30 protein-coding genes are annotated in these 25,323 nt (G+C 37.4%); 27 read left to right on the forward strand and 3 right to left on the reverse strand.

What is annotated here, in order from left to right; genetic code table 11:
• Positions 1-9 precede the first annotated feature (9 nt).
• The 13 genes from NSS70_RS04530 to NSS70_RS04590 all read left to right on the forward strand — a co-directional run bounded on the left by NSS70_RS04530 (position 10) and on the right by NSS70_RS04590 (position 9,014).
• Positions 10-204: a hypothetical protein gene (locus tag NSS70_RS04530; protein WP_340881017.1), complete on the forward strand. Its 195-nt coding sequence runs from the start codon at positions 10-12 to the stop codon at positions 202-204.
• 2 nt (positions 205-206) lie between these two features.
• On the forward strand, positions 207-497 hold the full coding sequence (locus NSS70_RS04535; RefSeq protein WP_340881018.1) for a head-tail connector protein: 291 nt from the start codon (positions 207-209) through the stop codon (positions 495-497).
• Positions 478-786 (forward strand): phage head closure protein, encoded by a 309-nt coding sequence (locus NSS70_RS04540; RefSeq protein WP_340881019.1) that lies wholly within the window; start codon positions 478-480, stop codon positions 784-786. The genes NSS70_RS04535 and NSS70_RS04540 overlap by 20 nt, the downstream gene beginning before the upstream one ends.
• Positions 779-1,141, forward strand: a complete 363-nt coding sequence (locus NSS70_RS04545; RefSeq protein WP_340881020.1) for an HK97 gp10 family phage protein — start codon at positions 779-781, stop codon at positions 1,139-1,141. The genes NSS70_RS04540 and NSS70_RS04545 overlap by 8 nt, the downstream gene beginning before the upstream one ends.
• Complete coding sequence (locus tag NSS70_RS04550; RefSeq protein ID WP_144597948.1) at positions 1,138-1,452, forward strand: hypothetical protein; 315 nt, start codon at positions 1,138-1,140, stop codon at positions 1,450-1,452. Before NSS70_RS04545 ends, NSS70_RS04550 begins: the two co-directional genes overlap by 4 nt.
• Before the next feature lies 1 nt (position 1,453).
• Positions 1,454-2,035 (forward strand): major tail protein, encoded by a 582-nt coding sequence (locus NSS70_RS04555; protein ID WP_340881021.1) that lies wholly within the window; start codon positions 1,454-1,456, stop codon positions 2,033-2,035.
• 3 nt (positions 2,036-2,038) lie between these two features.
• Entirely contained in the window at positions 2,039-2,386 is a 348-nt protein-coding gene (locus NSS70_RS04560) for a hypothetical protein (RefSeq protein ID WP_340881022.1), read from the forward strand.
• A 214-nt stretch (positions 2,387-2,600) separates the two neighbouring features.
• Positions 2,601-5,537 (forward strand): replication protein, encoded by a 2,937-nt coding sequence (locus NSS70_RS04565; RefSeq protein WP_340881023.1) that lies wholly within the window; start codon positions 2,601-2,603, stop codon positions 5,535-5,537.
• The gene (locus tag NSS70_RS04570; protein ID WP_340881024.1) at positions 5,534-5,926 is read left to right on the forward strand and encodes a distal tail protein Dit; all 393 of its coding nucleotides are present in this window, start codon (positions 5,534-5,536) and stop codon (positions 5,924-5,926) included. The genes NSS70_RS04565 and NSS70_RS04570 overlap by 4 nt, the downstream gene beginning before the upstream one ends.
• Positions 5,927-5,929: 3 nt before the next feature.
• Positions 5,930-6,295: a phage tail fiber protein gene (locus NSS70_RS04575; protein WP_340881025.1), complete on the forward strand. Its 366-nt coding sequence runs from the start codon at positions 5,930-5,932 to the stop codon at positions 6,293-6,295.
• Positions 6,296-6,307: 12 nt separating this feature from the next.
• Entirely contained in the window at positions 6,308-7,819 is a 1,512-nt protein-coding gene (locus NSS70_RS04580; protein WP_340881026.1) for a prophage endopeptidase tail family protein, read from the forward strand.
• 104 nt (positions 7,820-7,923) lie between these two features.
• Positions 7,924-8,322 (forward strand): phage holin family protein, encoded by a 399-nt coding sequence (locus NSS70_RS04585; protein WP_340881027.1) that lies wholly within the window; start codon positions 7,924-7,926, stop codon positions 8,320-8,322.
• Positions 8,322-9,014, forward strand: a complete 693-nt coding sequence (locus NSS70_RS04590) for an N-acetylmuramoyl-L-alanine amidase (RefSeq protein WP_340881028.1) — start codon at positions 8,322-8,324, stop codon at positions 9,012-9,014. Before NSS70_RS04585 ends, NSS70_RS04590 begins: the two co-directional genes overlap by 1 nt.
• A 75-nt stretch (positions 9,015-9,089) precedes the next feature.
• Here the strand turns inward: NSS70_RS04590 and NSS70_RS04595 are convergent, their stop codons facing one another.
• From NSS70_RS04595 to NSS70_RS04605, 3 genes are all read right to left on the reverse strand, one after another.
• Positions 9,090-9,296, reverse strand: a complete 207-nt coding sequence (locus tag NSS70_RS04595) for a hypothetical protein (protein ID WP_144598561.1) — start codon at positions 9,294-9,296, stop codon at positions 9,090-9,092.
• A gap of 77 nt (positions 9,297-9,373) precedes the next feature.
• Positions 9,374-9,499, reverse strand: coding sequence for a hypothetical protein (locus tag NSS70_RS04600; RefSeq protein ID WP_144598560.1), 126 nt, complete (start codon positions 9,497-9,499; stop codon positions 9,374-9,376).
• A gap of 131 nt (positions 9,500-9,630) precedes the next feature.
• Positions 9,631-9,846 carry a hypothetical protein gene (locus NSS70_RS04605; protein ID WP_144598559.1) on the reverse strand — a complete coding sequence of 72 codons (216 nt, stop codon included), beginning with the start codon at positions 9,844-9,846 and terminating at the stop codon, positions 9,631-9,633.
• 134 nt (positions 9,847-9,980) lie between these two features.
• Here NSS70_RS04605 and NSS70_RS04610 point away from each other — a divergent pair, with 134 nt between their 5' ends.
• The 14 genes from NSS70_RS04610 (at position 9,981) to NSS70_RS04675 (ending at position 25,309) form a co-directional block, all read left to right on the forward strand.
• Positions 9,981-10,475: a hypothetical protein gene (locus NSS70_RS04610; RefSeq protein ID WP_144598558.1), complete on the forward strand. Its 495-nt coding sequence runs from the start codon at positions 9,981-9,983 to the stop codon at positions 10,473-10,475.
• A 934-nt stretch (positions 10,476-11,409) separates the two neighbouring features.
• Complete coding sequence (liaG, locus tag NSS70_RS04615) at positions 11,410-12,321, forward strand: LiaG family protein (RefSeq protein ID WP_445290579.1); 912 nt, start codon at positions 11,410-11,412, stop codon at positions 12,319-12,321.
• 634 nt (positions 12,322-12,955) lie between these two features.
• A complete protein-coding gene (gene cas10 / locus NSS70_RS04620; protein ID WP_339194403.1) occupies positions 12,956-15,343 on the forward strand; it encodes a type III-A CRISPR-associated protein Cas10/Csm1 in 2,388 nt (795 codons plus the stop codon).
• Positions 15,340-15,924: a type III-A CRISPR-associated protein Csm2 gene (gene csm2 / locus NSS70_RS04625; RefSeq protein WP_339194405.1), complete on the forward strand. Its 585-nt coding sequence runs from the start codon at positions 15,340-15,342 to the stop codon at positions 15,922-15,924. The genes cas10 and csm2 overlap by 4 nt, the downstream gene beginning before the upstream one ends.
• Before the next feature lie 16 nt (positions 15,925-15,940).
• Positions 15,941-16,708, forward strand: a complete 768-nt coding sequence (csm3, locus tag NSS70_RS04630) for a type III-A CRISPR-associated RAMP protein Csm3 (RefSeq protein WP_339194409.1) — start codon at positions 15,941-15,943, stop codon at positions 16,706-16,708.
• Positions 16,705-17,757 (forward strand): type III-A CRISPR-associated RAMP protein Csm4, encoded by a 1,053-nt coding sequence (gene csm4 / locus NSS70_RS04635; RefSeq protein WP_339194412.1) that lies wholly within the window; start codon positions 16,705-16,707, stop codon positions 17,755-17,757. The genes csm3 and csm4 overlap by 4 nt, the downstream gene beginning before the upstream one ends.
• A complete protein-coding gene (csm5, locus tag NSS70_RS04640; protein WP_339194414.1) occupies positions 17,754-18,851 on the forward strand; it encodes a type III-A CRISPR-associated RAMP protein Csm5 in 1,098 nt (365 codons plus the stop codon). The genes csm4 and csm5 overlap by 4 nt, the downstream gene beginning before the upstream one ends.
• Before the next feature lie 25 nt (positions 18,852-18,876).
• Positions 18,877-19,263: a CRISPR-associated protein Csx20 gene (gene csx20 / locus NSS70_RS04645; protein ID WP_339194417.1), complete on the forward strand. Its 387-nt coding sequence runs from the start codon at positions 18,877-18,879 to the stop codon at positions 19,261-19,263.
• A gap of 211 nt (positions 19,264-19,474) precedes the next feature.
• Positions 19,475-20,659 carry a CRISPR-associated protein gene (locus tag NSS70_RS04650; protein ID WP_340881030.1) on the forward strand — a complete coding sequence of 395 codons (1,185 nt, stop codon included), beginning with the start codon at positions 19,475-19,477 and terminating at the stop codon, positions 20,657-20,659.
• A gap of 17 nt (positions 20,660-20,676) precedes the next feature.
• Positions 20,677-22,008 (forward strand): TIGR02221 family CRISPR-associated protein, encoded by a 1,332-nt coding sequence (gene csx2, locus NSS70_RS04655; protein WP_340881031.1) that lies wholly within the window; start codon positions 20,677-20,679, stop codon positions 22,006-22,008.
• An 829-nt stretch (positions 22,009-22,837) separates the two neighbouring features.
• Positions 22,838-22,984, forward strand: a complete 147-nt coding sequence (locus tag NSS70_RS04660; RefSeq protein WP_340881032.1) for a hypothetical protein — start codon at positions 22,838-22,840, stop codon at positions 22,982-22,984.
• 65 nt (positions 22,985-23,049) lie between these two features.
• The gene (locus tag NSS70_RS04665) at positions 23,050-23,181 is read left to right on the forward strand and encodes a hypothetical protein (protein WP_339211048.1); all 132 of its coding nucleotides are present in this window, start codon (positions 23,050-23,052) and stop codon (positions 23,179-23,181) included.
• 192 nt (positions 23,182-23,373) lie between these two features.
• Positions 23,374-23,502 carry a hypothetical protein gene (locus NSS70_RS04670; protein ID WP_340881033.1) on the forward strand — a complete coding sequence of 43 codons (129 nt, stop codon included), beginning with the start codon at positions 23,374-23,376 and terminating at the stop codon, positions 23,500-23,502.
• Positions 23,503-23,884: 382 nt separating this feature from the next.
• Positions 23,885-25,309 (forward strand): 8-oxoguanine deaminase, encoded by a 1,425-nt coding sequence (locus NSS70_RS04675; RefSeq protein WP_340881034.1) that lies wholly within the window; start codon positions 23,885-23,887, stop codon positions 25,307-25,309.
• Positions 25,310-25,323 lie beyond the last annotated feature (14 nt).

Genomic DNA, 25,323 nt, shown 5'->3' on the forward strand with positions numbered 1-25,323 from the left:
TGAGTAGGATTGGCGACAAAGAAAAAGACCATTGATGAAGTGGAAGTGGTGAAGGAAACCACAGAAAAAACCATCATATACCAAGTGACACGCCCAATGACATTCGAGGAGCATATTGAGCTTTCAAAACGATTGCGTCATGAACAAGAGCAGAGTGGTGTGAAAGTGGTATTGCTGCCTTACAGCGGCAAAGTAGGTGAATAACTATGTTGGAATCCGTAAAGCGGGCTTTACGTGTCACTGTTAGTGATTTTGACGAAGAAATACAAGACTTAATCGATGCTGCAAAACGTGATCTTGAGATTGCAGGTGTAGATAAAGACAAAATTGTGGATACAGACAAGTTAATCAGGCGTGCAATCATCACCTATTGCAAAGCTAACTTCGGCTACGACAATCCAGAGGCAGAGCGATTCCAACAGTCATACGACATGCTGAAACAGCATTTGAGTTTGTCATATGACTATCGGGTGGTGGATGAAACTGCGACATCATGAAGTTATCTATCTTATTTCTACTCAAATAATTGAAGATGAAATCGGGAATCAAATTGAACAAGACACCGAACGAAAGGTATATGCCAATGAGTTTTCTGTTTCATCTAATGAATATTACAACGCGGCCATGACAGGATTACGTCCGTCAAAATCGTTTGAAGTCTATTCATTTGAATATAACAACGAGGAAAAATTGAAACACAACGGGATTATCTACCGAATTATCCGTTCGGAAACACGCGGAGAAAAAACGCGAATCATATGCGAAAGGGTGGCAGTGGATGGCTAACACCTCAATCGACCAGTTGACAAATGAGATAGTCAAGGCAGTCCAAGAATATACAGCAGAAGTAGAAGAAAAAGTACAGCAGGCCAGTGATGATGTAACAAAAGAAGGGGTTAAACTTCTTAAACAAAAAAGTCCAAAATTAACCGGTAATTATGCTAAAGGTTGGGCTCGGAAAAAACAAGAAAAGGGGTATATCATCCATAATAAAACTGATTACCAATTAACTCATTTGTTGGAATATGGACATGTTAAACGTGGTGGCGGACGTGTGCAGGCTAAAGTACACATTCGACCCGTAGAAGAACAGATTGTACGTGAATTTAAGAATAGAGTAGAGAAGGTGATTAAAGGATGACTTTACAAGAGTTATATACTATTCTCAAGGCTACTGGTTTCCCAATAGGTTATTCGCATTTTAAAGGTTCGCAAAAACCACCGTTTATTTGCTATTTTGTTAGTTATTCTAGCAATTTTGATGCTGATAATAAGGTTTATCAAAAAATCGAAAACGTGCAGATAGAACTTTATACCGACAAAAAGGACTTGGAAGCAGAGAAAATTTTGGAAGATTTACTGGATGAAAATGAAATACCTTATGAAACTACTGAAACATTTATAACATCTGAAAAACTTTACCAAAAAATCTATGAAGTGAGGTTGATATAGTATGACTGCTCCGACTTCCAATAAAATCAAGTACGGACTTCGGAATGTTCATTACGCTCCGATTATAGAAGATCCGACTACTGGTGCTATTACTTACGAGACGCCGAAACGTATCCCGGGAGGCGTGTCGTTGACACTTGAACCAGCTGGAGAAAACGTCGATTTTTATGCGGACGATTCTACTTATTACAGTGAAGCTACCAACAACGGTTATGACGGAGAATTAGAGTTGGCCAACCTGATAGACGAATTCCGCATCGACATCCTTGGCGACACATACGAAAACGGAGTAATGTATGAAAACGCGGACCAAGTGACAAAGCCTTTTGCTCTTCTCTTTGAATTTCAAGGGGACAAAAAGGCAAAGCGTCACGTCTTGTATTACTGCAAGGCAAGCCGCCCGACAGTTGCAGGACAGACAAAAGGAGAAACGACTGAACCGCAAACATCTACACTGAACTTTACCGCTCGGCCACGGCCGGATACGAAAGACGTGAAAGCTGATACGACGCCGGAGATTGACCAAGCCTTGTACGACAGCTGGTATCAGCAAGTGCACGTAAAAGCGCCGCAGGGGGTATAATCCATGGAAAAAACACTGGTGATTGACGGCAAACAAGTTCGCTTCAAATCGAACGCAGCTACACCGCTGCGTTATAAAGCCCAATTCGGAAAAGATTTTTTCAAAGAAATCTATAAACTCAATGTGATCGGGGAATTGACGGATAAAGACGGCAATTTTAATTACGAGGTATTAGAAAAATTAGATTTTGATTTCTTTTACAACATTATTTGGACGTTGGCCAAAACAGCCGATAAGTCAATTCCCGATCCGATTACGTGGCTAGATCAGTTCGATGAGTTTCCGCTCATGGATATCATTCCAGAGCTCCAGGACCTTATCATTGCGAGTATCCAGTCTAAAAAAAAGTAGAGAATCAAGATGCGTCCAGTGGTGATGAACTCACTGCTGAGACGTTTCTTTTTTTGTGCAGAAGATGCGGACTACAAAAAGATGACCTGGAAGAAATGACGATCGGTATGTGCATAGACTACATTGACGAATATATCCGGGAAATGACTGAGCCGAAAGAGCACGTGCGTGAGGCCACGCAAGCCGATTTTGATGCCTTTTAGGAGGTGAGAGTGTGGCAGATAAAAAAATCAAAGGGATTACTATAGAAATAGGCGGAGAAACAGTTGGGCTCCAGAAAGCTCTTCAGGATGTTAACAAGAAAAGCCGGGAACTGTCTTCAGAGCTGAGATCTGTTGAAAGACTTCTGAAATTCGACCCGGGAAACGTCGAAGCGGTAGCCCAAAAGCAAAAGATACTGACCGATCAGATTGAAAACACGACGAAGAAATTGAATCAACTGAAAGACGCTCAGTCTCAAGTTGAGCAGCAGTTTCAAAGCGGGGAGATCGGTGAAGAACAGTATCGGAAGTTTCGTCGAGAAATCGAATTCACCGAAGTGCAGCTGAAAAAATACCGACAAGAACTCCAAAACATGCAGGCGGAGCAGCAAAAGACGGAAGAATCGACGAGGCAGCTGGAAAACTTATTCAAAGTAACGGGAAAAAGTGTTGATGATTTTGCAGACGTCTTGGGGAATCAATTGACGAACGCGATCAAAAGCGGGAGAGCCAATTCTGCCCAGCTGGAAAAGGCGATTGACGAAATCGGCAAATCTGCGCTCGGCGCCAACGCCGACCTAGATAAGATGCGACAGGCTTTGAAACATCTGGATAGCGGCAGCAGTTTGAAGCAAGTAAAGAAGGAATTTGATCAGATTGCCCAGGCTGCAAATGACGCTAAGGATGACGTGAAGGGTTTTGGTGACGAGCTCAAGGGCATGGTTGGCGGAATTGTGGCCGGCGGCGGACTAGCCGGCGCTATAAATCAAGCGCTGGACACGTCAAGGGTAAACACACAGATCGATATTTCGTTCAACGTCCCGGAAAAATCAAAGAAAGCAGTAAAAGATGCGGTAAATACTATCAAGGCCTATGGCGTCGATGCGGCAGCGGCCCTTGAGGGTGTTCGCCGTCAATGGGCATTGAACAAAAATGCAAGTGATGAAGCGAACCGAAAAATTGTTGAAGGTGCGGGGATGATCGCATCTTCTTACGATGGCATTGATTTTACCGAACTCATTCAAGAGATTAATGAGATTTCAAGCGAATTGAACATTTCAAATGAAGAAGCGCTTGGGTTGACCAATGCGCTTTTAAAAATCGGTTTTCCGCCCGAACAGTTGGACATCATAGCTGAATATGGTCAACAGTTAACGCGGGCTGGCTTTTCAGCACAAGAAGTGCAAGCGATTATGGCGGCGGGCGTCGAGACCGGGACATGGAATATTGACAACCTTTTGGATGGCCTGAAAGAAGGACGGATTCGGTTGGCCGAATTTGGGCAAGGAGTGGATAAAGCAACCGCTGAATTGTTGCAAGGGACCGGAATATCTGCTCAGCAATTGGAATCATGGGGCCAAGCTGTTGCTGCAGGAGGAGATAAAGGAAGACAAGCGATGGTTGAAGTGACAAAAGCGCTTGCCGGCATTGATGATGAAACAAAAAAGAATGCACTTGGTGTAGCAATATTTGGGACAATGTGGGAGGATCAAGGGACTAATATATCCGAGACGATCCTCAACATGAACAAGCATTTAGGAGATGCGAAAAACAACCAAGATCAACTGAATGATGCGATTTCTAAAATCAATGCCGATCCGGCTGTAAAATTCCAAAAAGCGATGAATGATTTGAAAACGGCGCTTGAACCGTTGCTGTCTGTTATCGCATCGGTTGTCGGAGCAATCGCCAGCTGGATGTCAGCAAATCCTCAATTAGCGGCAACGATTACAGCGATTGTGGGAGCAATCGGCATTTTTTCTGGTGTACTCATGGCATTGGCGCCCATTTTGTATTCGATACAGACTGCTCTTCCGATCATCACAAAGATGCTCCCGCTGCTCGGAAATGCGTTTAAGGCGATGACTGGGCCGATTGGGCTTGCAATTACGGCGCTCACACTACTTGTTCCGGTAATTATTGAGAATTGGGAGCCGATCAAAGACTTTTTCGCAAAGTTATGGGACGGGATTAAGAGCATTTTTGAAACGACCGTCAATGCTATTGGCTCATTTCTGAGCGGCGCGTGGGAGGCAATTAAGACCGTAACTGTTGCGGTGTGGGAAGGTATTAAAACGGTGGTAGTCGCGATTTGGGACGGGCTGAAGACCGCGGCAACTACAACTTTCGAGACGTTGAAAAGCGCTATTTCCACCGTTTGGAACACGGTTAAACAGCTCACCTCTACCGTTTGGAATGCAATTAAAGCGGCCCTAACAACGGTGTGGAACGCGATCAAATCAACCAGCGAGACAGTATTCAACGCGATTAAAACAACAATCAGTACCGTTTGGAATACGATTAAGACAGTGACATCGACGATTTGGAACGGCATTAAGGGGCTAATCTCGTCTATTTCGGAGAGTATCAAGCAAGGAGTGAATGCAGCTTTTACCTTTATCAAAAATATCATTTCCGGGGTATGGAACACGATAAAATCCCTAACATCCAGCGTATGGAACAGTATTAGAAGTTTTGTGATGAATCCGGTGAATGCGATTCGTGATGCTGTCCCGTCCGCTTTCGAAGCTATGAAAAACAAGATTTCTAGCGTGTGGAAAGGAATAAAAGACGCGATCAAATCACCGCTCAACTCAATCATTTCAACGATCAACAGCTTTATCAGCCGTTTGAACGGTCTGAAAATCCCGGATTGGGTCCCTGGAGTGGGCGGCAAGGGAATCAACATCCCGAAAATTCCGATGTTGGCAAAAGGGACAAACTTTTTCCAGGGCGGGTATGCAATCGTTGGTGAACAAGGACCGGAGCTCGTACAGCTTCCGCGTGGTTCGAAAGTCTATCCGAACCGGGAAACGGAAGAGCTGCTGAGAAATCCAATTTTGATCACGGGGAATACTTTCGTTGTGCGTGAAGAAAACGATATTAAGAAAATTGCTAGAGAACTATACGTCCTGCAGATTCAAAATACAAGAGGCGGTGGTATAGCTTGACAAACGGAATTACCTTTAATGGTGTACATTCGAGAACATTTAATCTTGTTATGCTCACTTCTAAACGACCTTTATTGCCCGAAAACAAAGACACGTATATCGATATACCACACCGGGATGGTTCTATACTTATCCCGGACAAGTCGGCAAAAGACATCATTATAGAAGTTGAGTTTTTAATTAAACGACCGGCAAACTTATATGAAGCAGCTCGTAATATATCTCGATGGCTGATAACAGACGACCGAGTTCCACTTATCTTTGACGATGATCCAGACTACTACTATAATGCGAAGGTTTACGGAAACATTGAACTTGAAAAAGTTGTTAAGAGTGGTCGGTTTACAGTGAATTTCAGGTGTGAACCATATCCTTTTAGGAGGAAATAACGAATGTCCATGACAGATTATTTAGAGAGCAAAATTATGAACGCAATATTTAAACGTACATCTTACACGGGACCAAGTGCTCTTTATTTAGCACTGTTTACAGGTGAAGGAACAGAGGTAAGTGACAGTGCGTATGCAAGGCAAGAAATCATATTTAGCGAAATCACTGACGGTACCGTAAGTAATACAAACTTAATCGAGTTTGCACCGGCAGCGGTTAACTATGGTGTCATAACGCATGTTGGCATTTATGACAGTCAAACAGGTGGTAATTTATTGTTTTATAGCGAGTTAGCAACATCGATAGTTGCCGGTCAGGGTGTGGGTGTGAGTATACAACCGGGTGATTTAAGTGTGTCATTGGATTAGTGGGGTGATTAGATGACAGCAAGTGAGTATCTATCGGAGTTTACTGGAGTTAATATCATTACAAAATCATCCCTGTCAGTAAAAGCCGAAATCACTTGGAATGTCCTTAACGGTGACGTTATTTATATCGTAGATCCGTCAACCTTAGCTCGTAGACTACCAATCAAAAATGTTATCAACCCTTTAATCAGTGAACAAATAAACGCTCACTATACATTCTCTTTTGACACGGTTTTTGACGATAAAACAAAGTACATTAACAACGCAAATATTATTGAGGTTGACGATGATTATTTTCAAGTTGGTCGAATCGTAAAAAAGCGAGAAACATCGGTGACCATGTCTGTGTCGTGTGAACATGTGTCGTATAAGTTACTCGATAAGAAAAAATATCCATTACCATTCACGGAAGCGGAAGACAGTCCTAGAAATTTAATGTCTGTTTTATTGTCAGGTACACCATTTTCAGTCGGAACTGTAGAAATCGGCGGAAGCTACTATATTAAACCTAAATCTGATAATATCCGTGGTGCTCTTATTGAGTTGGCTAACCTTGTTGGCGGTGAGTTAATCTGGGAAAAATTCACTGTACATTTAGTAAAACGCAGGGGCGCTGATAACGGCTTAGAATTTAAACTTGGCGAGAATCTTATCGGAGTAACAGAAGAAATAGATACTACTGGGGAAGAACCGAAAGTGTCTTTAGGAGTCGATGTACTTGATTTGGCACAATCGGGAATTGAGGGTTATGAGAATTTAGCTAAAGTCGAAATCGGTGACACTGTTCGCTCATATGACCCATTGCTAGAGATTGATAGAAGATTAAGGATCATTGCACGTGACTATAACCCTTTTCAACGAATAAATCCGTTCGTGCAGATTGGAAATGTTGTTCGTGATATCACAACCTATATCCGCGATAAGTTGAAAGGAGAAAAAGAGACTGATCCAGAAACTCCAAATGCAAATTATTGGTTAAGTGAATTTAGATTTGGTGATATAAACTGCTTGAATTTAGATGGTGTACTGTTAAAGAATAATGCGACTAAAGATGATATTGTCGCAGAAATTGAATACGTAAAACCTGACAGTTATTTGGGACTATTTTTAAACCTAAAAGAAGAATATGCCGATTACACTATAACCGTGACATTATATCATCCTGATTTTTTTCCGGATGGTTATAGTTTTAATTGGGATGAGATAAAGGATATAATAGCAGAACAATGGTTTCCAAGTGGAATGGAAGCAATATTAATAACCATTTCTAATCAAAATAATGAAAAACAAGTTTATGGAATCAAGTTTGTTCAAAATATTCCTCAGATTTTTAAAGCAAAATTTCTTAGCAGTGAATCTGAAGGCGGTTTTAGAGTCGAGATACTTGATGAGAACTTAGACAGAACGGATATACTTGTTAATGTTCCACATATATTAGAATTACCGTATAAAATTGAATATGGGAATACAGTGTTGGTAGTCGATAATGTAATTGTGGGTAGATTCCCGATAACCAAGACATAGTCAATGGATACTATAGAGGTTTATTGAACAGCTTCTAAATCAGCATGCCGTTTTAGGTGCTGATTTTTATTTTGTTGAAACCATTTTTGTGAGGAGATGAAAACATGGATCATATTTTTAAAACGGTTGTTTCTATCGGAGGCGCTCTAGCCTCCTATTTATTTGGAGGGTGGAGCGCTTTACTTACAGTATTGCTTACATTTGTTGTGTTTGATTATATGTCTGGTGTTGTGGCTGCATATTTAGAGAAAAAACTCAATTCAGGAGTTGGTGTCAAAGGAATCGCCAAAAAAGTGGCGATTTTTTTGGTTGTCGCCATCGCCAATATGGTCGATATTGCTCTCGGTGGGGAAGTCCATATGTTTCGGGATGCCACAATCTGGTTTTATCTAGCCAATGAACTCTTAAGTATTATTGAAAATCTCGGCAAAATCGGTGTTCCCATCCCAGAAAAACTGCGCAATGCGGTGCAAGTATTGCAGGGAAAAGGAGAGGAGAAATAATGGTGAAAATCTTCATTGATCCAGGACATGGAGGCAACGATCCAGGAGCAGTCGCAAACGGATTGAAGGAAAAAGAATTGACTTTAAAAATTGCTAAGAAAATTCAATCCCTTTTGGGAGAATATCAAAACATTTCAGTCAAATTGTCTCGAACGACAGATGTATATTTATCCCTTTCTGAGCGTGCCAATCTGGCCAACGCTTGGGGAGCAGACTATTTTATTTCTGTTCACATCAATGCCGGCGGTGGTACAGGGTTTGAAAGCTACATTTACAACGGTAACGTCAGCTCAGCGACAATCGCATATCAAAACGTTATGCATCAGGAAATTATGAAGGCTATTAGTGGCGTAAAAGACCGTGGTAAAAAACGAGCCAACTATGCGGTGCTTAGGAAAACGAAAATGCCGGCAATTTTGACAGAGAACTTGTTTATTGATCATTCAACAGATGCCTCGAAATTGAAATCTGACAGCTTTCTCAGTCAAATTGCGTTCGGACACGTGCAGGGGCTTGAAAAAGCTTTCGGCCTAAAGAAAAAAGCTGCAGCTAAACCATCATCCGCTAAACCTGCAGCATCTAACCAAAAAGTCTACCGTGTACAAGTCGGAGCTTTTGCCGATAGAAAAAATGCGGAAAAATTGGCTGCAGAGCTCAAGAAAAAAGGCTATCCGGCCTTTATTACGAAATAGCAAAAAAAAGCACGGCCTTTCGGTCGTGCTTAATACTCTAATCTAAAATCATTTATATAATTGTATAGTCAATGATTATTTTAAGATTTTTTTCAATTCGTCCAGATCTTCTTTCCAAAAAAGCTGGACCTTTCCCTTCCCGGATCCAGATTCTTTGCAAGGCACAATATGTCCTTCTCTGATATGATGCTGGAAAGCTACGTTGGATAGACCAACGTAGCTTTCAGCTTCACGTCTTGTCAAAATTCGTTGCAGAAATTCTTCTTTAGTCATTTTCTCCATTGGTGATATCCTCCCGAATTGGCTTGAAATATTTTTCCTCGGCTGCTTTTCTTGCTTTTATTGCATCTTCTTTGTCATCAAAATATCCAAGTGATCCTCATTGCTTCTGCAATATAGTCAGAAGCTCTGCCACCAAAACGTTTAACACCATTTCGAGCAATTTTCCAAGCGTTGTTCATAACCGATCTCTTGGTTAATTTCATTTCCATTACCTCCCCTTGTTTGCACTTTAATTATATAATTATACAATTGTATAATAAACACCTTTTTTGAAATTTTTTGCATAAAAAAATCCACTCACTCGAGCGGAATTGACCATATCTGCCCATTCGTTTCACCCTACTTTTCGTTTCTTTATTGGACCAATTGAAAGGATGTTCGATCGTTTAAACGTTCGGAAAGTTTTTCGAAAATGACAGTAAGCACGAATGTATTTATCGTTAAAGTCTTTTACCGTAATGAATCTTTCTGTTATTACCCCTTGATCGTTCATGTAGATCATCTTTAAAGCAAAACCATGATTTTTAGCATTCAGCAGCAATCCTTTCATCTGATCACCTTCTAAGAACATTTGTTCTTATTATAACCGAATATATGTTCTGTTTAAAGGTGAAAATTTTTGGTAAATAAAAAATACAAATATGGTAATATGTAGGTAAAAAGGAATAGGAGAGAATGTATTAAATGAGGAAGTTATTTTCAATTTTAGCGGTTGTCTTTATGTTGTTTTTGGTGGGTTGCAATTCTGAAAAAACAGAATCAAAGACAGAAGTGGATCCGAAAGAAATTGAAAGCAGAATTTCAGAAGCATTAAAACAAATGGGGGAAAAGACAAATTTGAAAATCATCTCCAGTGAAGAAAATGAGGATGGTCAGCATGTTATTGCGTTATCTGAAAACATTCATGTATTTATCAAAGATAACAAGATAACCCTTGCAGCAATGCCAGACACTCTTTTCGCTGAAAAAGAGGATTTAAATTTTGCTTTTGTTCTACTGGTCGGTATAGCCGATGATTCTTTAAGCTATGGAGAACGTAATAAGGTAGTTTCTGAACTAGGACTTACCGATAGTAAAAACAATCTAATGGACTATACGAAAGTAAATAATCATAATAATGTGCAGTATACATATAAAGGCGATAAAGAATCAATTTTGTTACAAGCGGAAATAAAATAAAAGAAGGCGGAGAAAAGTCCGCCTTAAATTTTTATGGGGACAAATTGGGGACAAAAGCTACTTGTTGCCTCAGAAATTCACTCGGATTTACGCTAAGATGAAAAAGAAAAACCCTTGATTTTCAAGGGTTTTAAAAATTAGCAACAATTCACAAGATAAATGTTATAATTTATGAGGAATTGAAACCCGGAGAAACGACAAAATTGAAGTTCAATTATTATTGTTTTTATCTTAACTACGAGGAATTAAAACATTTTACATTGACAGTGTTCTGACTCCAGCGCAACATGTTGATTCTTCTGGATTTTAATGACCAGGATGATGATGGAATTTTGCTTGACATCCTGTAGGAAAGTACTAATAGTCGAAAAATGGGAGTACAATATCACTTGGCTTTAGACGCATCAAGACCATATTTTTTATTGTACGGATTAGAAACTTACGGTATACGGGGTCTTCCCTCATTACATTCACGTAGTGGGGGACAGGCCCCATAATCATTTCATCATAAATAAGTCTCAAGACTTAGTTGAATATACATTTGAGGTCCATTTTGGAAAATCACTTTTCTCTGTATTCTAAGGAAGAAAAAAGTAATTGAATTTGTTTTTCCTTTAAATTCATTTAATCAATCCAGCTTGAAGTTTTTGGATAATAGCTGTTTATGAGGCTAAAAATCTTCTCTAAAATAAGAATGCGAAAAGGTTGTGGATTTGGAGAGTCATTGCTTTTTTTGTATTTGTTTAGGCGAACTTCTTGCACTAGGGATTTGTTAATGAAGCTAGTACGTTTCATTGACATTTTAAATGAAAATTGTAAATATATGGAATAAAACTATGTAAAATTCTAGTCAAAATATTTTGTATACAAGGGGAGGATCGGTGCTACTTTGTTGCCCCTTGCTGAGCGGAGTGCTAAAGGATAAACAAATCAAGTGATAAAGCTGCGAAAAATTTTTGGGAAGGAAGGGAAAACATTGAAAAGATTTTTTGCGATTCTGTTGGGTATCATCGGATTCATTGGTTTATATATTATCTTTTTGAATCCAATCAATTTTAGTTGGTGGCCTTTAGGAAATCAAAGAACCCAGTCCGTTACATCAGAGGGAATTGAAATGATTGAAATTGATGCCTCAGGTGTTAGCACAACGATTATTCCGGAAAATCGAGAAGATTTAAAAGCTGATTTAGATGGAAAGGGAAAGCTGATTGTTAAACAGCATGGAGACAAAGTAAAAGTAAGTGCGAAACAGAAATGGAAATGGTTTGGGTGGTTGTTTCATAACAAGGCAAGATTGAATATTTACATCTCTGAAGATTATGATCGAAACATGGCTATAAATCTTGGCTCCGGGAATTTGAATTTCTCTGGCCTTTCAAAAAATGAACCGATGAAACTAGATGAATTAATATTAGATATAGGCTCGGGAAACGTCAACCTGAAGAATGTATCGGTTAAACATTTTGAGCATGATAGTTCATCGGGGAATGTCGATATAGACTCATTAACGACAGAAACAGGATCATTTGATATTAGTTCTGGAAACCTCAAAGTAAAGCATTATATCGGAGCTATTGAGGCTGAGCTATCATCTGGAAATTTAAATATACAAATGGATGAATTAACAGATTCAGTTGATATTGAAGTAGGTTCAGGAGTGGTGGATCTTAATCTTCCGACTGATGCTGACTTTACTTTAAACGGAAAGACAAACAGCGGCAATATAACATGTGATTTTCCGCTAACTAGCAAAAAAATAGATAATAAAAACATCAAAGGTACCCATGGGTCCGGTGAACATCCTATCGACGTAAGCGTATCAAGCGGCAACATTAAAATTTATTAAAATGATGTGAAAAAGCGTTCATTGATTAACTAGGGAAGCAAGAATGATGTCTATCTCTTTAATAAAATACTTAACAAGTGCCGCACTCTTAAAATATTAAAAGTCAATAGAAAAAGGAAGCAGCCTAAACCTTCTATATTCGTGTTTTAGGCTGCTTTTTAAATAAAATTCCTCGTCTTATCATTTGTATAGCTGAGCACCAATTATTTTATTTTTTGTATCCATACAATCCTTCAAAGAACGTATTAGTATTTTGGTAAGAAAACAGAAACGTTAAACAGAGAGAAAAGCTCTAATTTTATGCATTGACTTTTTTGAGTGAAAAACAATTTCATTTTCAATAGTAAAACATCAATGGTCGGAATGACTTCGTTTAGAAGTTCCGTTTCAACTGATTGTTAAATACGTTCTGTTCCATTTTTCATCTTATTACATAAATTTCATTAATAATAAATCACACAGATAGTGAACGTAACTTTAGGACATATGCTCTAAGGTTACGTTTTTATTATTTGTGACAAATTAATTAACAAATGTAAAAAAATGTGTAATTGTTAGTTTTTTCAAAAGGAATTGTAAGATTTTTGTCGTATATAGTAGAATAGTACGATTTTTTGTAGAAGGAGGTTGGGGAATGGATAAGCATCAGATGGAGAATCATATTTGGCTGGCTTCTTTATTTCATTATCTTTATCCCATGTTTATCGAAAAAAAATTGATAGACGATTCGGATACTGAAACTTTGTATATGCAAACGATCCATTCTTTAAGTAATAAAAACCGCTTTTTTCAAAAATATTATCAAAACTTATCCTCCGATCAAAGTAACATTAGCATCATTAACTTTTTTGTTAGAAGGGCTTCTCAATTAAGTACATTGGAATATGGGATACATGATGGGACGAAAGTGAATAATTTTGTTCCTCTTCAGTCTATATTTTCCAATTTATTTGATCAACAGCAGAAAAAAAGTTTTATGTACCCGTTGAAGCCGCTTGAATTGTCAAATATTTTGCCAACCGAAAATGTTCATAGCGATTCGATCGGACAATTGTTTTCTTCCTTTTTGAAAGAACTTGAGAAAATACATAAGAAAGAGCAGCTGCTATTTTTGCTAGAAAAATATTTTTGGAGTGTTGCTGACGCCAATACTGTTGATATCTCTTTATACGACTTAATGAAAACGAATGCTGCTATTGCTTGCTCTCTTTATAAGCAATATGAAAAAGGATATTTGGATATTAAAGAGTTTAATGAATCGTCTGATCGTTCAACTAAACAGTTTATGTTAATCCATGGGGATGTATCAGGGATTCAAAACTTTATTTTTAATATCCCTTCAAAAGGAGCTGCTAAAAGTTTAAAAGGACGTTCCGTGTACATAAGTTTGCTTTCAGACGTTATTGTACGTTATATACTTGATGAATTGGAACTGCATTCAACGAGCCTTTTATATAATGGCGGAGGAAATTTCTTCATTCTGGCACCTTATTGCCAACAAGAAAAATTTGTGAGCATCCGGGAAAAAATTTTGCAACATTTGCTTGAAGGGCATGATGGTGAGATTTACTTTGCGATAGATTTTGTTCCTGTTTCCATGGCCGATTTTCAAAATTTCTCAAGTGTATGGGAATCATCGAAAACAAAAACAAGTCGGTTGAAAAAAAGAAAATGGAGTGAACTTGGACTTGAGTCTAAGTTTAAGGAGATTTTTGGACCGCTGGATAAAGGTAATGATGAATCTCATGTGTGCAAAGTTTGCGGTTCATTTGGCAGCAAACGGCCTATAAATGAAGAATTTTTTGATGATGATGATTCTATGGCTGTCTGTACAATGTGCAAAAGTTTTATTAATTTAACGAATGAATTACGTGATGCTGCATATTTAGTCTTTCGAAAAGCTACCTCTAATGACCTTGACTATAACACATATCAAGATATGTTTCGGCAATTCGGTTATGATATTTCATTTTATTCCAACATGAACCAATATTCACCTAATAAGCAGGAACAATGGTACAAAATCAATGATACGAATTTTGTTGAGGATCATTGTGATGGGTTTCAATTTGGAGCTTATTTTTTACCTCAAGGAAAGGATGGACAAGTTACGTTTGAAGAATTATCACAAAGAGCTATCGTCAATGGGAGAGGGGATGCGAAACTTGCTCATTTAAAACTGGATGTTGATAATTTGGGGATGATTTTTGGTCAAGGATTAGGGGAGCGCAGCTCCATTTCGAGAGTGTCCGTGTTAAGTAGAATGCTAGGCTTATACTTTGGAGGCTATATTAACCAACTCATAGAAGAACATCGCTGGCAAGAAACGTTATACGTTGTTTTTTCTGGTGGAGATGACACATATGTGGTTGGAACTTGGAAAGATGTGTTTGCTTTTGCAGAGAAATTTTATCAGTATTTCCGATTATTTACTTGCCAAAATCGTTATATAACCTTTTCAGCAGGAATGAATGTATTTTCCTATCAATTTCCAGTTACTCGTGCGGCGGATATAACGGAAAACTCTTTAGAAGCGGCAAAAAAAGCAAGTGGTATTTCAAACGGTAATTTTCCGCCTATAAAAAACAAAGTTTCATTAATGGGGGAAGTGTTTAACTGGGAAGAGTTTAAGCAAGTAAAGGAAATTGAATCTATTTTAGAAAAAATGGTCATTGAATACGATAATCGTAGCGTGTTGTATAAAGTGAATAAAAGTACACTTGGATTTAAGCATATTTTAAAAGATTCTACACAGGGTAAGTTTCAGCACGTAAAATTTTGGAGGCTCTATTATTATTTACGGGATATTAAGAAAAATTATAACTACCGTTGCAAAAAGTTTGGCAAAGAAGCTGCAGGCGAGGATTACGTAGAACAATTAGTCCATCAATACCGTCAAATCGTTGTTCATAATCTTTTTCATTCCAAAGAAAGGGATCAAATCCGTAAAATTATGATCATTCCTGTTGCGGTGAAATGGGCGGAATTAGCGACAAGAAAAGCGGAGGAGGAGAATGAATGACTGCTAAATTAAAAGGAAGAATTAAGTTTTTTAACGTTAGGGACAACTTTGGATATATGATTACGGCTGACAAAAAAGAAATTAAGATTACGAGAGAAAATTTCGCGGGACCGCCGCTCAGTGAAAAAAATGAAGAAGTTTATTATTTATTGACGAGAAATGGTTCCAGGGAACAAATCTCAGAAATTGAAAGCCCTTATGCCTATTATTTTAAAAATAATGTATTACGTTTGGACAACTGTGATTATGATGAGTTTTGCGATAAAGCTTTAGAATACGCAACAAAATTAAGAGGTCCCAAGAATCAAGCGGAAGTTACTACCTCGATGGTAAGAAAAATTTATGACCAAATCATGAGAGCTAAAAGCATTAGCGAATTGAAACGACTTCGCCCCCAGTTTGCCTATTTGGCCGGTCGGAATTCAGATAAGCCGAGAGTAGGAGAATTAATGCATATATTGGATTACTTGGTGAAACATGCAAGGCCGACTGGAGAAAATGATACTCTCCATTTACAATACATACAACAGTTTATGGAAGCTATTCTTGCCTATTTGAAATATGCTGAAGAATTAAAATAAACGGAGGTAATGGATCGTGAAACTGTTAGGAAAATTGTTAATTACAGGCCATATTGAAGTGCTCACGGGACTGGCAATAGGAGGATCCAAAAGTGATGTGGCCATTGGGGGAATTGACAATAACGTCATTAAAAATTCTGAAGGTGTTCCTTATATACCAGGCTCATCATTGAAGGGAAAGCTTCGCAGTTTGATCGAAAAACGTGAGGGCCGTACAGAAGTTTGCTCATGTGGAACGGATAAATGCTTTATCTGCACAGTGTTTGGAACAGGCCTGCCTACTAAAAATAAAAACATAACGGCGGGACCGACCCGTTTATACGTAAGGGATGCAAAATTAAATGAGAATACAAAAAAACAAATGGAAAAAAAAGAAGGGATTTTTTCCAATTTAGAACTTACCTATACAGAAGGAAAATGGGAAAATCAAATTAATCGATTAACTTCAAAGGCAGCTCATCCTCGTCAGCAGGAACGGGTTCCAGCTGGGAGCATATTCGATTTTAATATGATTTATAATATTTTGACGAAAAAAGATATCGAATATTTTCATCAAGTAATAACCGCATTGAGATTGCTTGAAGATGACTATTTGGGCGGAAACGGTTCACGGGGCTACGGAAGAATCCAATTTCAAAATGTATCCATTTTATTGAAAACTGTCTCAGATTATGAAAGCGGAGGCACAGGCAAAGAGATTTTTTCGGGTTTGTTATCGGATTTTGAGGACGAAGAGGCAAAAAATAAATTAAAAAGTTTGGTAGAAGAGGAAGAGAAAGCATGAAAATAGCCAAACTATTGCTTAATGATCATGCAAAATTTCATTTTGGCGACTCCAGCGGTGACTTAAAGGATCATTTTTCTTCAGATCAACTTGTTTCTGCGTTAATGAATAATGTCGTCCTTTTATATGGGGATAAACAGTTAAGTGAATTTACATCGTTGTTACGTGAAGATCATATTCATTTTTCCTCCATCTTTTATGGGTTGGATTTTTTGCCGAAACAACAACATAAAAATGGTGCGACGATCTATTTTTTTCCGCGGCCAAAAGTGGATTTTATGAGCACTGAACAACATTCCGTTTCCTATAAGGAAATAAAAAAAATAAATTATGTTTCAATAAAACTATTGGAAAAGCTGTCAAAAAGTTGGAATGAAGAAGAGGAGGCTTGCAAATTTGATTTTCGCTCAATCGTTTTAATCGGGAAAAAATTTGCTGTTTTACGGGAAGAAATAGCTGATTTAGAATGTACAGAACAAGAATTACAGTCTTTGCGCTTTTTACATTTTGACAGTAAACCTGGAGTGGAAGTAAGCAGAGATTTGAAGAAGCCGGGCAAATTTTACTTTCAAGAGCATTTGGAAGTGACCTTTGACGAAACAAAATATTATCGTGTCCAACCCTTTATGTATTTTATAATTGACGGAAAGCTGCCTGTCTTTTTAAACGCGGCCATTCAATTATTGGCAGATGAAGGAATTGGAGGAAAAAGAAGTTTAGGAAAAGGATTTTTTCATAAAATTGAATGGAAAGAAACTTCCTATACATTGCCGCAAAAGGGGCGATATTTTATGAATCTTTCCACTTATTTTCCGAAAAAAGAAGAAGCAGGAAAATTGTATTTTTATGAATTGGAAAAAAGAAGTGGCTTTGTATATTCGTTAGGTGGAAAAACAGTTCGGAAAAAAAGCGCCATGGTCATTAATGAGGGGAGTTTGTTTAGGGAAAAAGTAAAAGGTGATATGATCAATGTAGAGCCTGAAAATTTTGATCATTCCGTTTATTTATATGGGAAAAGCATATTTGTTGGTTTTGGAGGGAAAACATGATGGGAAATGGCTTAACCCTCCGTTTAGAAACAGTTACTCCTCTCCATATTGGCAATGGTGACATCCTTTCTCCGTATAGTGATTATATTTTTGATGATGAAACCGGAATGGTCTATATTATTGATCCTCATAAGGTCGAAAAGGCATTATATGAAATGGAAAATAACGAAAAAGTTATTGATGAATTTGTTCAAAGGATTTCTGCAAAGAAATATACAAACGATGTTTATACCTTAAAACACTTTTTTAAAGAGTATGGTTTGAATTATAAGCAATTGGCAAGATCAGCCGTTCAAACGAATGCCGATGTAAAAAATGAAGAAATTCAAGAGTGTATTAAAAGCAGTGCAAGACCTTTTATTCCGGGAAGCAGCATTAAAGGTGCTGTTCGTACAGGTTTATTATTTGTACATCGTCAAGAAGACGGTTTTTCCCTTGATGATGTTCCCAAAAATATGAAACAATCTAATGGTGAGGATTTATTTGGTAAATTCGAAAATGATTTATTAAAACATTTACATATATCCGATTCAACGATGTTAAAACCTGACGAAATCATGATTGTGAAAACTTTGCGGTTTGATTTCAAAAAGAAAACCGGAACTATACCCGTTACAAAAGAAGCCATCCCGGAAAATACACAATTGACATTTCGGCTTCAATGTAAAGCAAAGCGGAACTATCACTCTTTAGATAAACGATTTTCTTATTTATATAGTGAAGAAGGAGAAAACGGCGAACGGAAGATTTTACATATGGTCAATTCCTTTTATAAACAACTAATTGAGAAAGAATGGAATTTACTGAAGGAATTGAAAATTCCGGAACTTAGTCTGGTAACAGACTTATATGAAAAATTGCTGAAGAGTGCACAGCAGTTTGAGAAGGAACAAAACGGTGCTGTTATGAGGCTGGGAAGCGCTAAAACGTTTTATGATAATACAATTGCCGGTTTATTTTCACCACAAGATCTTAAAAAGATTAGAAATAAAACAAATTTGGGAAGTTATCTTCCTTTTCCTAGAACAAGATCTGTTATTCAAAACGGTCAGGTTTATGAATCGGTATTAGGATGGGTATATATTATGATTTAGAGAAACTTATTTTAGGAGTTTTAAGATGAAGTTGTTTGTCATTTTGTCTCATAAATTGTCAGAAATACAAATACAAGAAATTAACCAACGTTTTAAAATTGATGATATTGTGTATCTGCCGGATTCCCTGCAAAAAATATGGTCCAATATTCCCCCATCAGGGGAATGGCAAGAAGATTTTTTAAGAGAAATAAAAAATTGGCTTTCAAAACAGTTGAAAAAAGGGGACAAACTGATTGTTCAAGGGGAATTTGGCGCAACATTTTGCCTCGTTCAATGGTTAAAGAAAAGAGGATACGCTGTTTATTATGCTACAACTGAAAGGAAAGTGATAGAAGAACAACTAAAGGACGGAACCATTCGAACGAATCGCATCTTTCAGCATGTCAATTTTAGAGAGTATCCACAATAAATAGATTTGTTGTTGCTATTTTTAAAAGTGGATTGATAAAAAATTGTTGTGCTGGTGCTGATTGCATAATTCTAAAGGAAAAACATTTATTGAAAACCAAGAACGGAGAATACTTACTTTCAAGTGAAATGAACTTTTTACTATTTCCTCAGTCTTCGCTGGTGAATTGTTTAATGAATGTGTTCCTATGAATAGAAGCGGGGGTGATACTATGTACCATACAGTAGTTATGACATGCGGTGTTTCCATTTTTGGTTCTGACAACATATTTAGCCAAAAAAGCAATGACACACCTGATATAAATGTTTCGTTGCAAGAAAAAGCCGAAAAGGAACAAATTGACTCAATAAAAGAAAAATATCTCCAGTTTGCCAGAACTGTTGATAGTGAGATTTTAGAAAAACCAACAGAAGTTTCTGCAGAGTATTCCATGTTATATGCATTAAGGGAGAAAGGGAAGCTTGGAAAACATCCAAAGGTTATCCTTCTTTTAACCAATACAGTTGGCGGGGAAATCTCGAAAGAATTGCTTTGTTATTTGTTTGAAAAATATTTTCAAGCTCATGTGGAAGCTTTATTTGTGGATATTGATGTGTCAAATCCAGCAAAATTAAATGCTACCATTGGTGATTATTTGTTAAAACTTAGTATTGCACTTGAACAGGGTGAACCGAATTCTACATGTTTTGCGCCAATTGGAGGATATAAAGTGATGACCTCCTTTGGATCAATTGTAGGTTCCTTTTTAAATTATCCCACAGCATATTTACATGAAACGAATCAAGTGTTGCATGAAATACCGCCTATTCCGCTGGATATAAAGGATGAATTTGTGCATCAAAATGTGGAGCTACTACGCAAATGCCAAAGAAATTATCAACCTTTAAGCGAATTAACGAAAGCAGAACGAAGATTTATTAAACAATTTCCTTCTTTATTTCATTTGGAAGATGAATTTGTTGGTCTGACCGCATTTGGTCTGTATTTGTTTGAACGCAGCAAATATGAGCATTTATTTGGAACAAAATATGTTGCATCAAAACAAGTCCGGGATTTTACAAAACAAAATCATCACCAGTCTATTTTTATTTATCAGCAAATGCGGGAACTTGTCAAAAAATTAAAACACGGTGAAGCACGGCAAGAAGAAATCAGGCATGAACTGCAATTTCAATTGAATCCGAAAAAAATAAATTTTCATCTTTATAAAGGAGCAAGAAATGGAAAAAACCCATTCCGCTTGGCTTATCGTTACGAGGAAGAGGAAGATGTTCTATACGCCAACTATTTATGGCTCGATCACAACCTGTATGAGCGGGAGGCTGCAAAAGGAAAGGGAATCTACCAGCAAGAGTCCGGTTTTGAAGATATAACGGAATATTTGATCAAAAATTAAAAATAGTGGTGGTTAAGATGGCAAGAAATGTATTGCTTTCTTTTTTAGGACTTAGTGATTACAAACCTTGCTTTTATACATATCAGGGGGAAACTTCCTCCTATACCCGTTTTGTTCAAACGGCCATTTATGAACTTTTTAAAAAAGATGGTGAAATGGATGTTGTAATTTTTTCAACGAAGGAGGCGGAAAAAAATAATTGGATCGATCGGGTCAATGAAGAAAATCAATTAGTGGAAGGTTTAAAAACAACTTTTCATCGCATTGATCCTAAAGCAAACATAAAATTAGTTGTAATTGATAGTTCACAAGATGAAAGAGCGAATTGGCAATTATTTGATGCTATCTTGAATGAGATTCAAGAAGGTGATTGCATTTATTTCGATATCACCCATAGCTTTCGCACTATTCCGTTCGTTTCTTTAATAGTATTAAATTATGCAAGATTAGTAAAAAAAGCATCAATTGGTAAGATTATGTATGGATTTTTTGAAAAGTTAGGAAATCCTAGAAAAGTGGATAACATACCAGTTGAAAAACGATTGGTGCCTATAATTGATGTAACCAATATGGCAGCGCTACTTGATTGGACAAATGGAGTGGATCAATTTATTCGGACAGGGGATGCAACAGTCATTCAACAATTTACATCCAATGAAGTGAAAAAAATATATACAGATCCAGATCCTACTATAGAAGAGAGGAAACAAGTTTCAGAATTAAGAGAATTAGCGAATCAACTTGATATGGTCGGAAAATTGATGCAAACAGCCCGCAGTTTGCAAATTGCAGAAGAAATAAAAAAATTCCGCGAGCAATTAAATAAGGTTCGCAATATTGAAACGGACACGGTTAAACCGTTAATTCCGTTGTTGGATGAAATGGAAAAGAAATATGAAAATTTTACGGAAGATCCCTTTCAGAATCTTTTTGCAATGGCCGATTGGTGTGAAAAAAATCAATTAATACAACCCGGACTCACTTTGTTGCAGGAAAATGTGGTGACAGCTATTTGCAGATTGTTCCGTTTGGACGAAACAAACAAAGATATTCGTACCGATTTGCATTCAGCGATTCGTATTTTATTGGAGCGAATTCCTGAGGAAGATTGGCAGGTAAAAAATCCTTCATTTGTTGCGGATATAGTTGAAAAACTTAAACCTTATCGAGATTTACTTAAACCTTTCAACCCGATCACAGAATATCGGAATGATATTAACCACGCAGGCACAAGAACGGATGCACGCCCTCCACAAAAATTTTATCAACAATTATCTGAAAGCATCCAAAAATTTAAGCCATTTTTTGAAGAAGTATCAAATTCTTCGAAAAATTACAATTTAAAATAATGAAAAATAGAATTTATGGTTGTTGACAAAATGGTAGTTTCTTGTTTCTACATAAAAGATTTTTCGTCGAAATACTCTTTTTCCTCTGGTTTCTAACTGCAAGGGTTTCTCTTGAGATAAAACAATTGGAAAATAAAAAGAGATTTTTATCAAATTAAACCATCAACAAGATTTAAAAGAAAATTAGCATTTAAAAATAACAAGTGTCCAAACGAAAAAATAAAATTCAAAGTTTGTTATGAAAATATAAGTAACTTTCATTATCCAATATAAAATGAAATCTCATTTCTAAAAAATTGTCGTCGACCTCCAATCGTGCAAAAATCCCGGGGGATCGACGACACTTTATTTTTTTGATTAACGACACAAAAATTGCAGAAAATAAACGAAAAACAGAGAATTGATAAAAATTCCTGTTTACGTTAAAATGAAAATAACAAAATTTTTTCCAGTATTATCAAAACTTTGTCATATCAACAACTTTTGGGTTTTTATCTTAACTATGAGGAATTGAAACGAAAAGGAGATGAGTAATAATGGGTAAAATGCAAGCCGAGTTTTTATCTTAACTATGAGGAATTGAAACGCAACATTTTCACCAACAACCCAAGTGGGCTTGAGGTTTTTATCTTAACTATGAGGAATTAAAACTGTATCAGACCGCAAGAAAAGCTGAAGCAACCATTCGTTTTTATCTAACCCATAAGATTTGAAACAATAATCTCGATATCACACGATAAAAGAGTAAGAAAAGCTCATAGACAAATAGATGGAAAGTTTTTTTGTACAGTAAATAATCCACCTGCAGGAGGGCTTCCTGGTAATACGTATGGTTGTAGGTACGTTACGATACCCAGCATTTGATGATGAAGAATTAAGCGAAAAGGTTGAATATAAACCGTTTAATAGCATTGTTGAAGTGAAAGAATTTTTCCAAATCAGTTTATTAGGGCGAAGAAGAAATATTTTTGGATAAGAAGCGACTTTTAAAATAAAGCAGATTATAGTGATCACAATTTTTTATGTGAGATGGTCAAGAAAATGAAAGAGGATAGTAAAGAACCTATTGTTATTAATAAAAATAAACCTGTTGATGATCAAAAAGAAAAACAAAATGAAGATACAAGATCTGATCGTTTTTCATGGAAGATAGATGATGTTGAATTCCATTAATTTTTCAAAAATTGGCGCTCCTTTTAGGAGTGCTTTTTATTTTACCTGAGAGAGGGTGTAATGTATAAGAGAAAAACGCATACAAGATTACGACGAAGCCACAAGGGTATCTGACTATTACGGCACCGATCATTCGTCCTAGCGTATTCCCTTATATGTGATCGGATAAAACGGTTCTGATGGAAGCCGAGTTTGCAGGAGGAAATCTTTTCGGACAAAACAATTCAGGCAAAGCCGGTTCCTGATGACGGCCATCCGAATGAACCAGTCACATTGCAAAATTTCAACCGGCATGCAAAAGGGATTTCACTACGGATGTAGAGTACAAGATTTAAATCTGGTCATCTCTTTTACTGTCACATTCGGATTCATTCAACATTGCCTGTTCGTTTGGAAGTCCCTATATATAACGGTTGCCGAAAAATATTTATTTAGCTCAGTTGAAAAACTGGACTTTTTATTTCCTAAATATGGAAACAAATCCACTCCCCCATATACCGCTCCCCTTAAAAAATGCCATTTATGTCATAATATATAACACAAATACGCAAATTTTTAGTTAAAATACACAAAATCACATTAAAAATTGTGAATATTCGCTAATGTTATACAGCTGAAAAGAATATATAATAAATACACATTACGTATTGTGTTATAAAAATTAACATAAAGGGGATTGATCGTATTATAAAGGGGTGAATGAATGAAGACGTTGTTCATAAAAAATGCCAAAAATATTATTACGATGGATGAAAATCGAACGGAATACCCAGGCGGCAGCATGTATGTTGTCGGTCAAGAGATTAAAGCGATCGGCTATGATTTACCTTGTGAGTCAGCGGATATTGTCATTGATGCGCGCGGAAAAATTGTTTATCCGGGGTTAATCAATACGCATCATCATTTGTATCAGACTTTCACCCGCAATATCCCTTGGGTGCAAAATGTTGAGCTGTTTGATTGGCTAATCGCTTTGTACGATATTTGGCGCCATCTAAGGCCGGAAGATGTGTATTTAAGTGCTGTTGTCGGATTAGGTGAGTTGCTTAAAAGCGGTTGTACGACATCAGCTGACCATTTTTACGTTTTTCCGAATGGGGTCAGCGGCGAATTAATTGATGAAGAAATACGGGCAGCGCGTGAGATCGGAATTCGTTTTTACCCAACTAGAGGTTCTATGAGTTTAGGCCGATCAAAAGGGGGATTGCCGCCAGATGAAATCGTTCAGCCGGAGGATGTTATTCTTCGAGATACCATGAGAGTTATTGAAACCTATCATGATCCTAGTAAATTTTCGATGCTGCGGGTAGGTGTTGCACCTTGTTCACCATTTTCGGTTAGCAAAGACTTGCTGCGTGAATCAGCGGATTTAGCACGCAGTTATGGCGTTCGGATGCATACCCATTTGGCGGAAACGATCGATGAAGAGGATTTTTGCAGAGAAAAGTTTGGCATGCGTCCTTTCGAACTAATGGAAGAAACAGGTTGGGTCGGCGAAGACGTGTGGTATGCGCATGGAATCTGGTTTGATGACAAAGAAATTGCCAAGCTGGGTGCTTGTGGCTGCGGAGTTGCTCATTGTCCGAGCAGCAATATGAAAATGGCTTCCGGAACGATGCGAATTATGGACATGCTGCAGGCAGGGGTAAAAGTGGGATTTGGTGTTGATGGTTCAGCTTCTAATGATTCCTCCAATCTATTATTAGATTTAAAAATTATGAACCTGCTCCATAATCTTCAGCATGGAACGACAGCGCTAAGTGCTGAAGATTGTTTGTCGATTGCGACGAGAGGTTCAGCTAAAGTGCTTGGCTGGGAAGATGCCATTGGTTCATTGGAAGTCGGCAAGGCTGCTGATATGTTTATGATTGATACGAATCGATTAGAATTTGCTGGTGCGCTTTTCAACGATACGGCACTTCCGATTCTAGCGGGCACACCGACAGTCGATATGACTATCGTTGGCGGACAGATTGTTGTAGATAAAGGGCGTCTTGTCAATATCGATGAAGAATCATTTGCCATGCGGGCGCAAAAAGCTGCTGAAAGAATGCTGGAAACGGCTCTTGAGCATACAAAAGTCAATTATAAAAAACCAAGAATAAGAAACTCAGCTATTCTAACTTAGATAAGGGGGGATAA

Origin of the sequence: Aeribacillus sp. FSL K6-2848 (assembly GCF_038004325.1) — a bacterium.
GTDB classification, from domain to species: Bacteria; Bacillota; Bacilli; order Bacillales; family Aeribacillaceae; genus Aeribacillus; species Aeribacillus composti.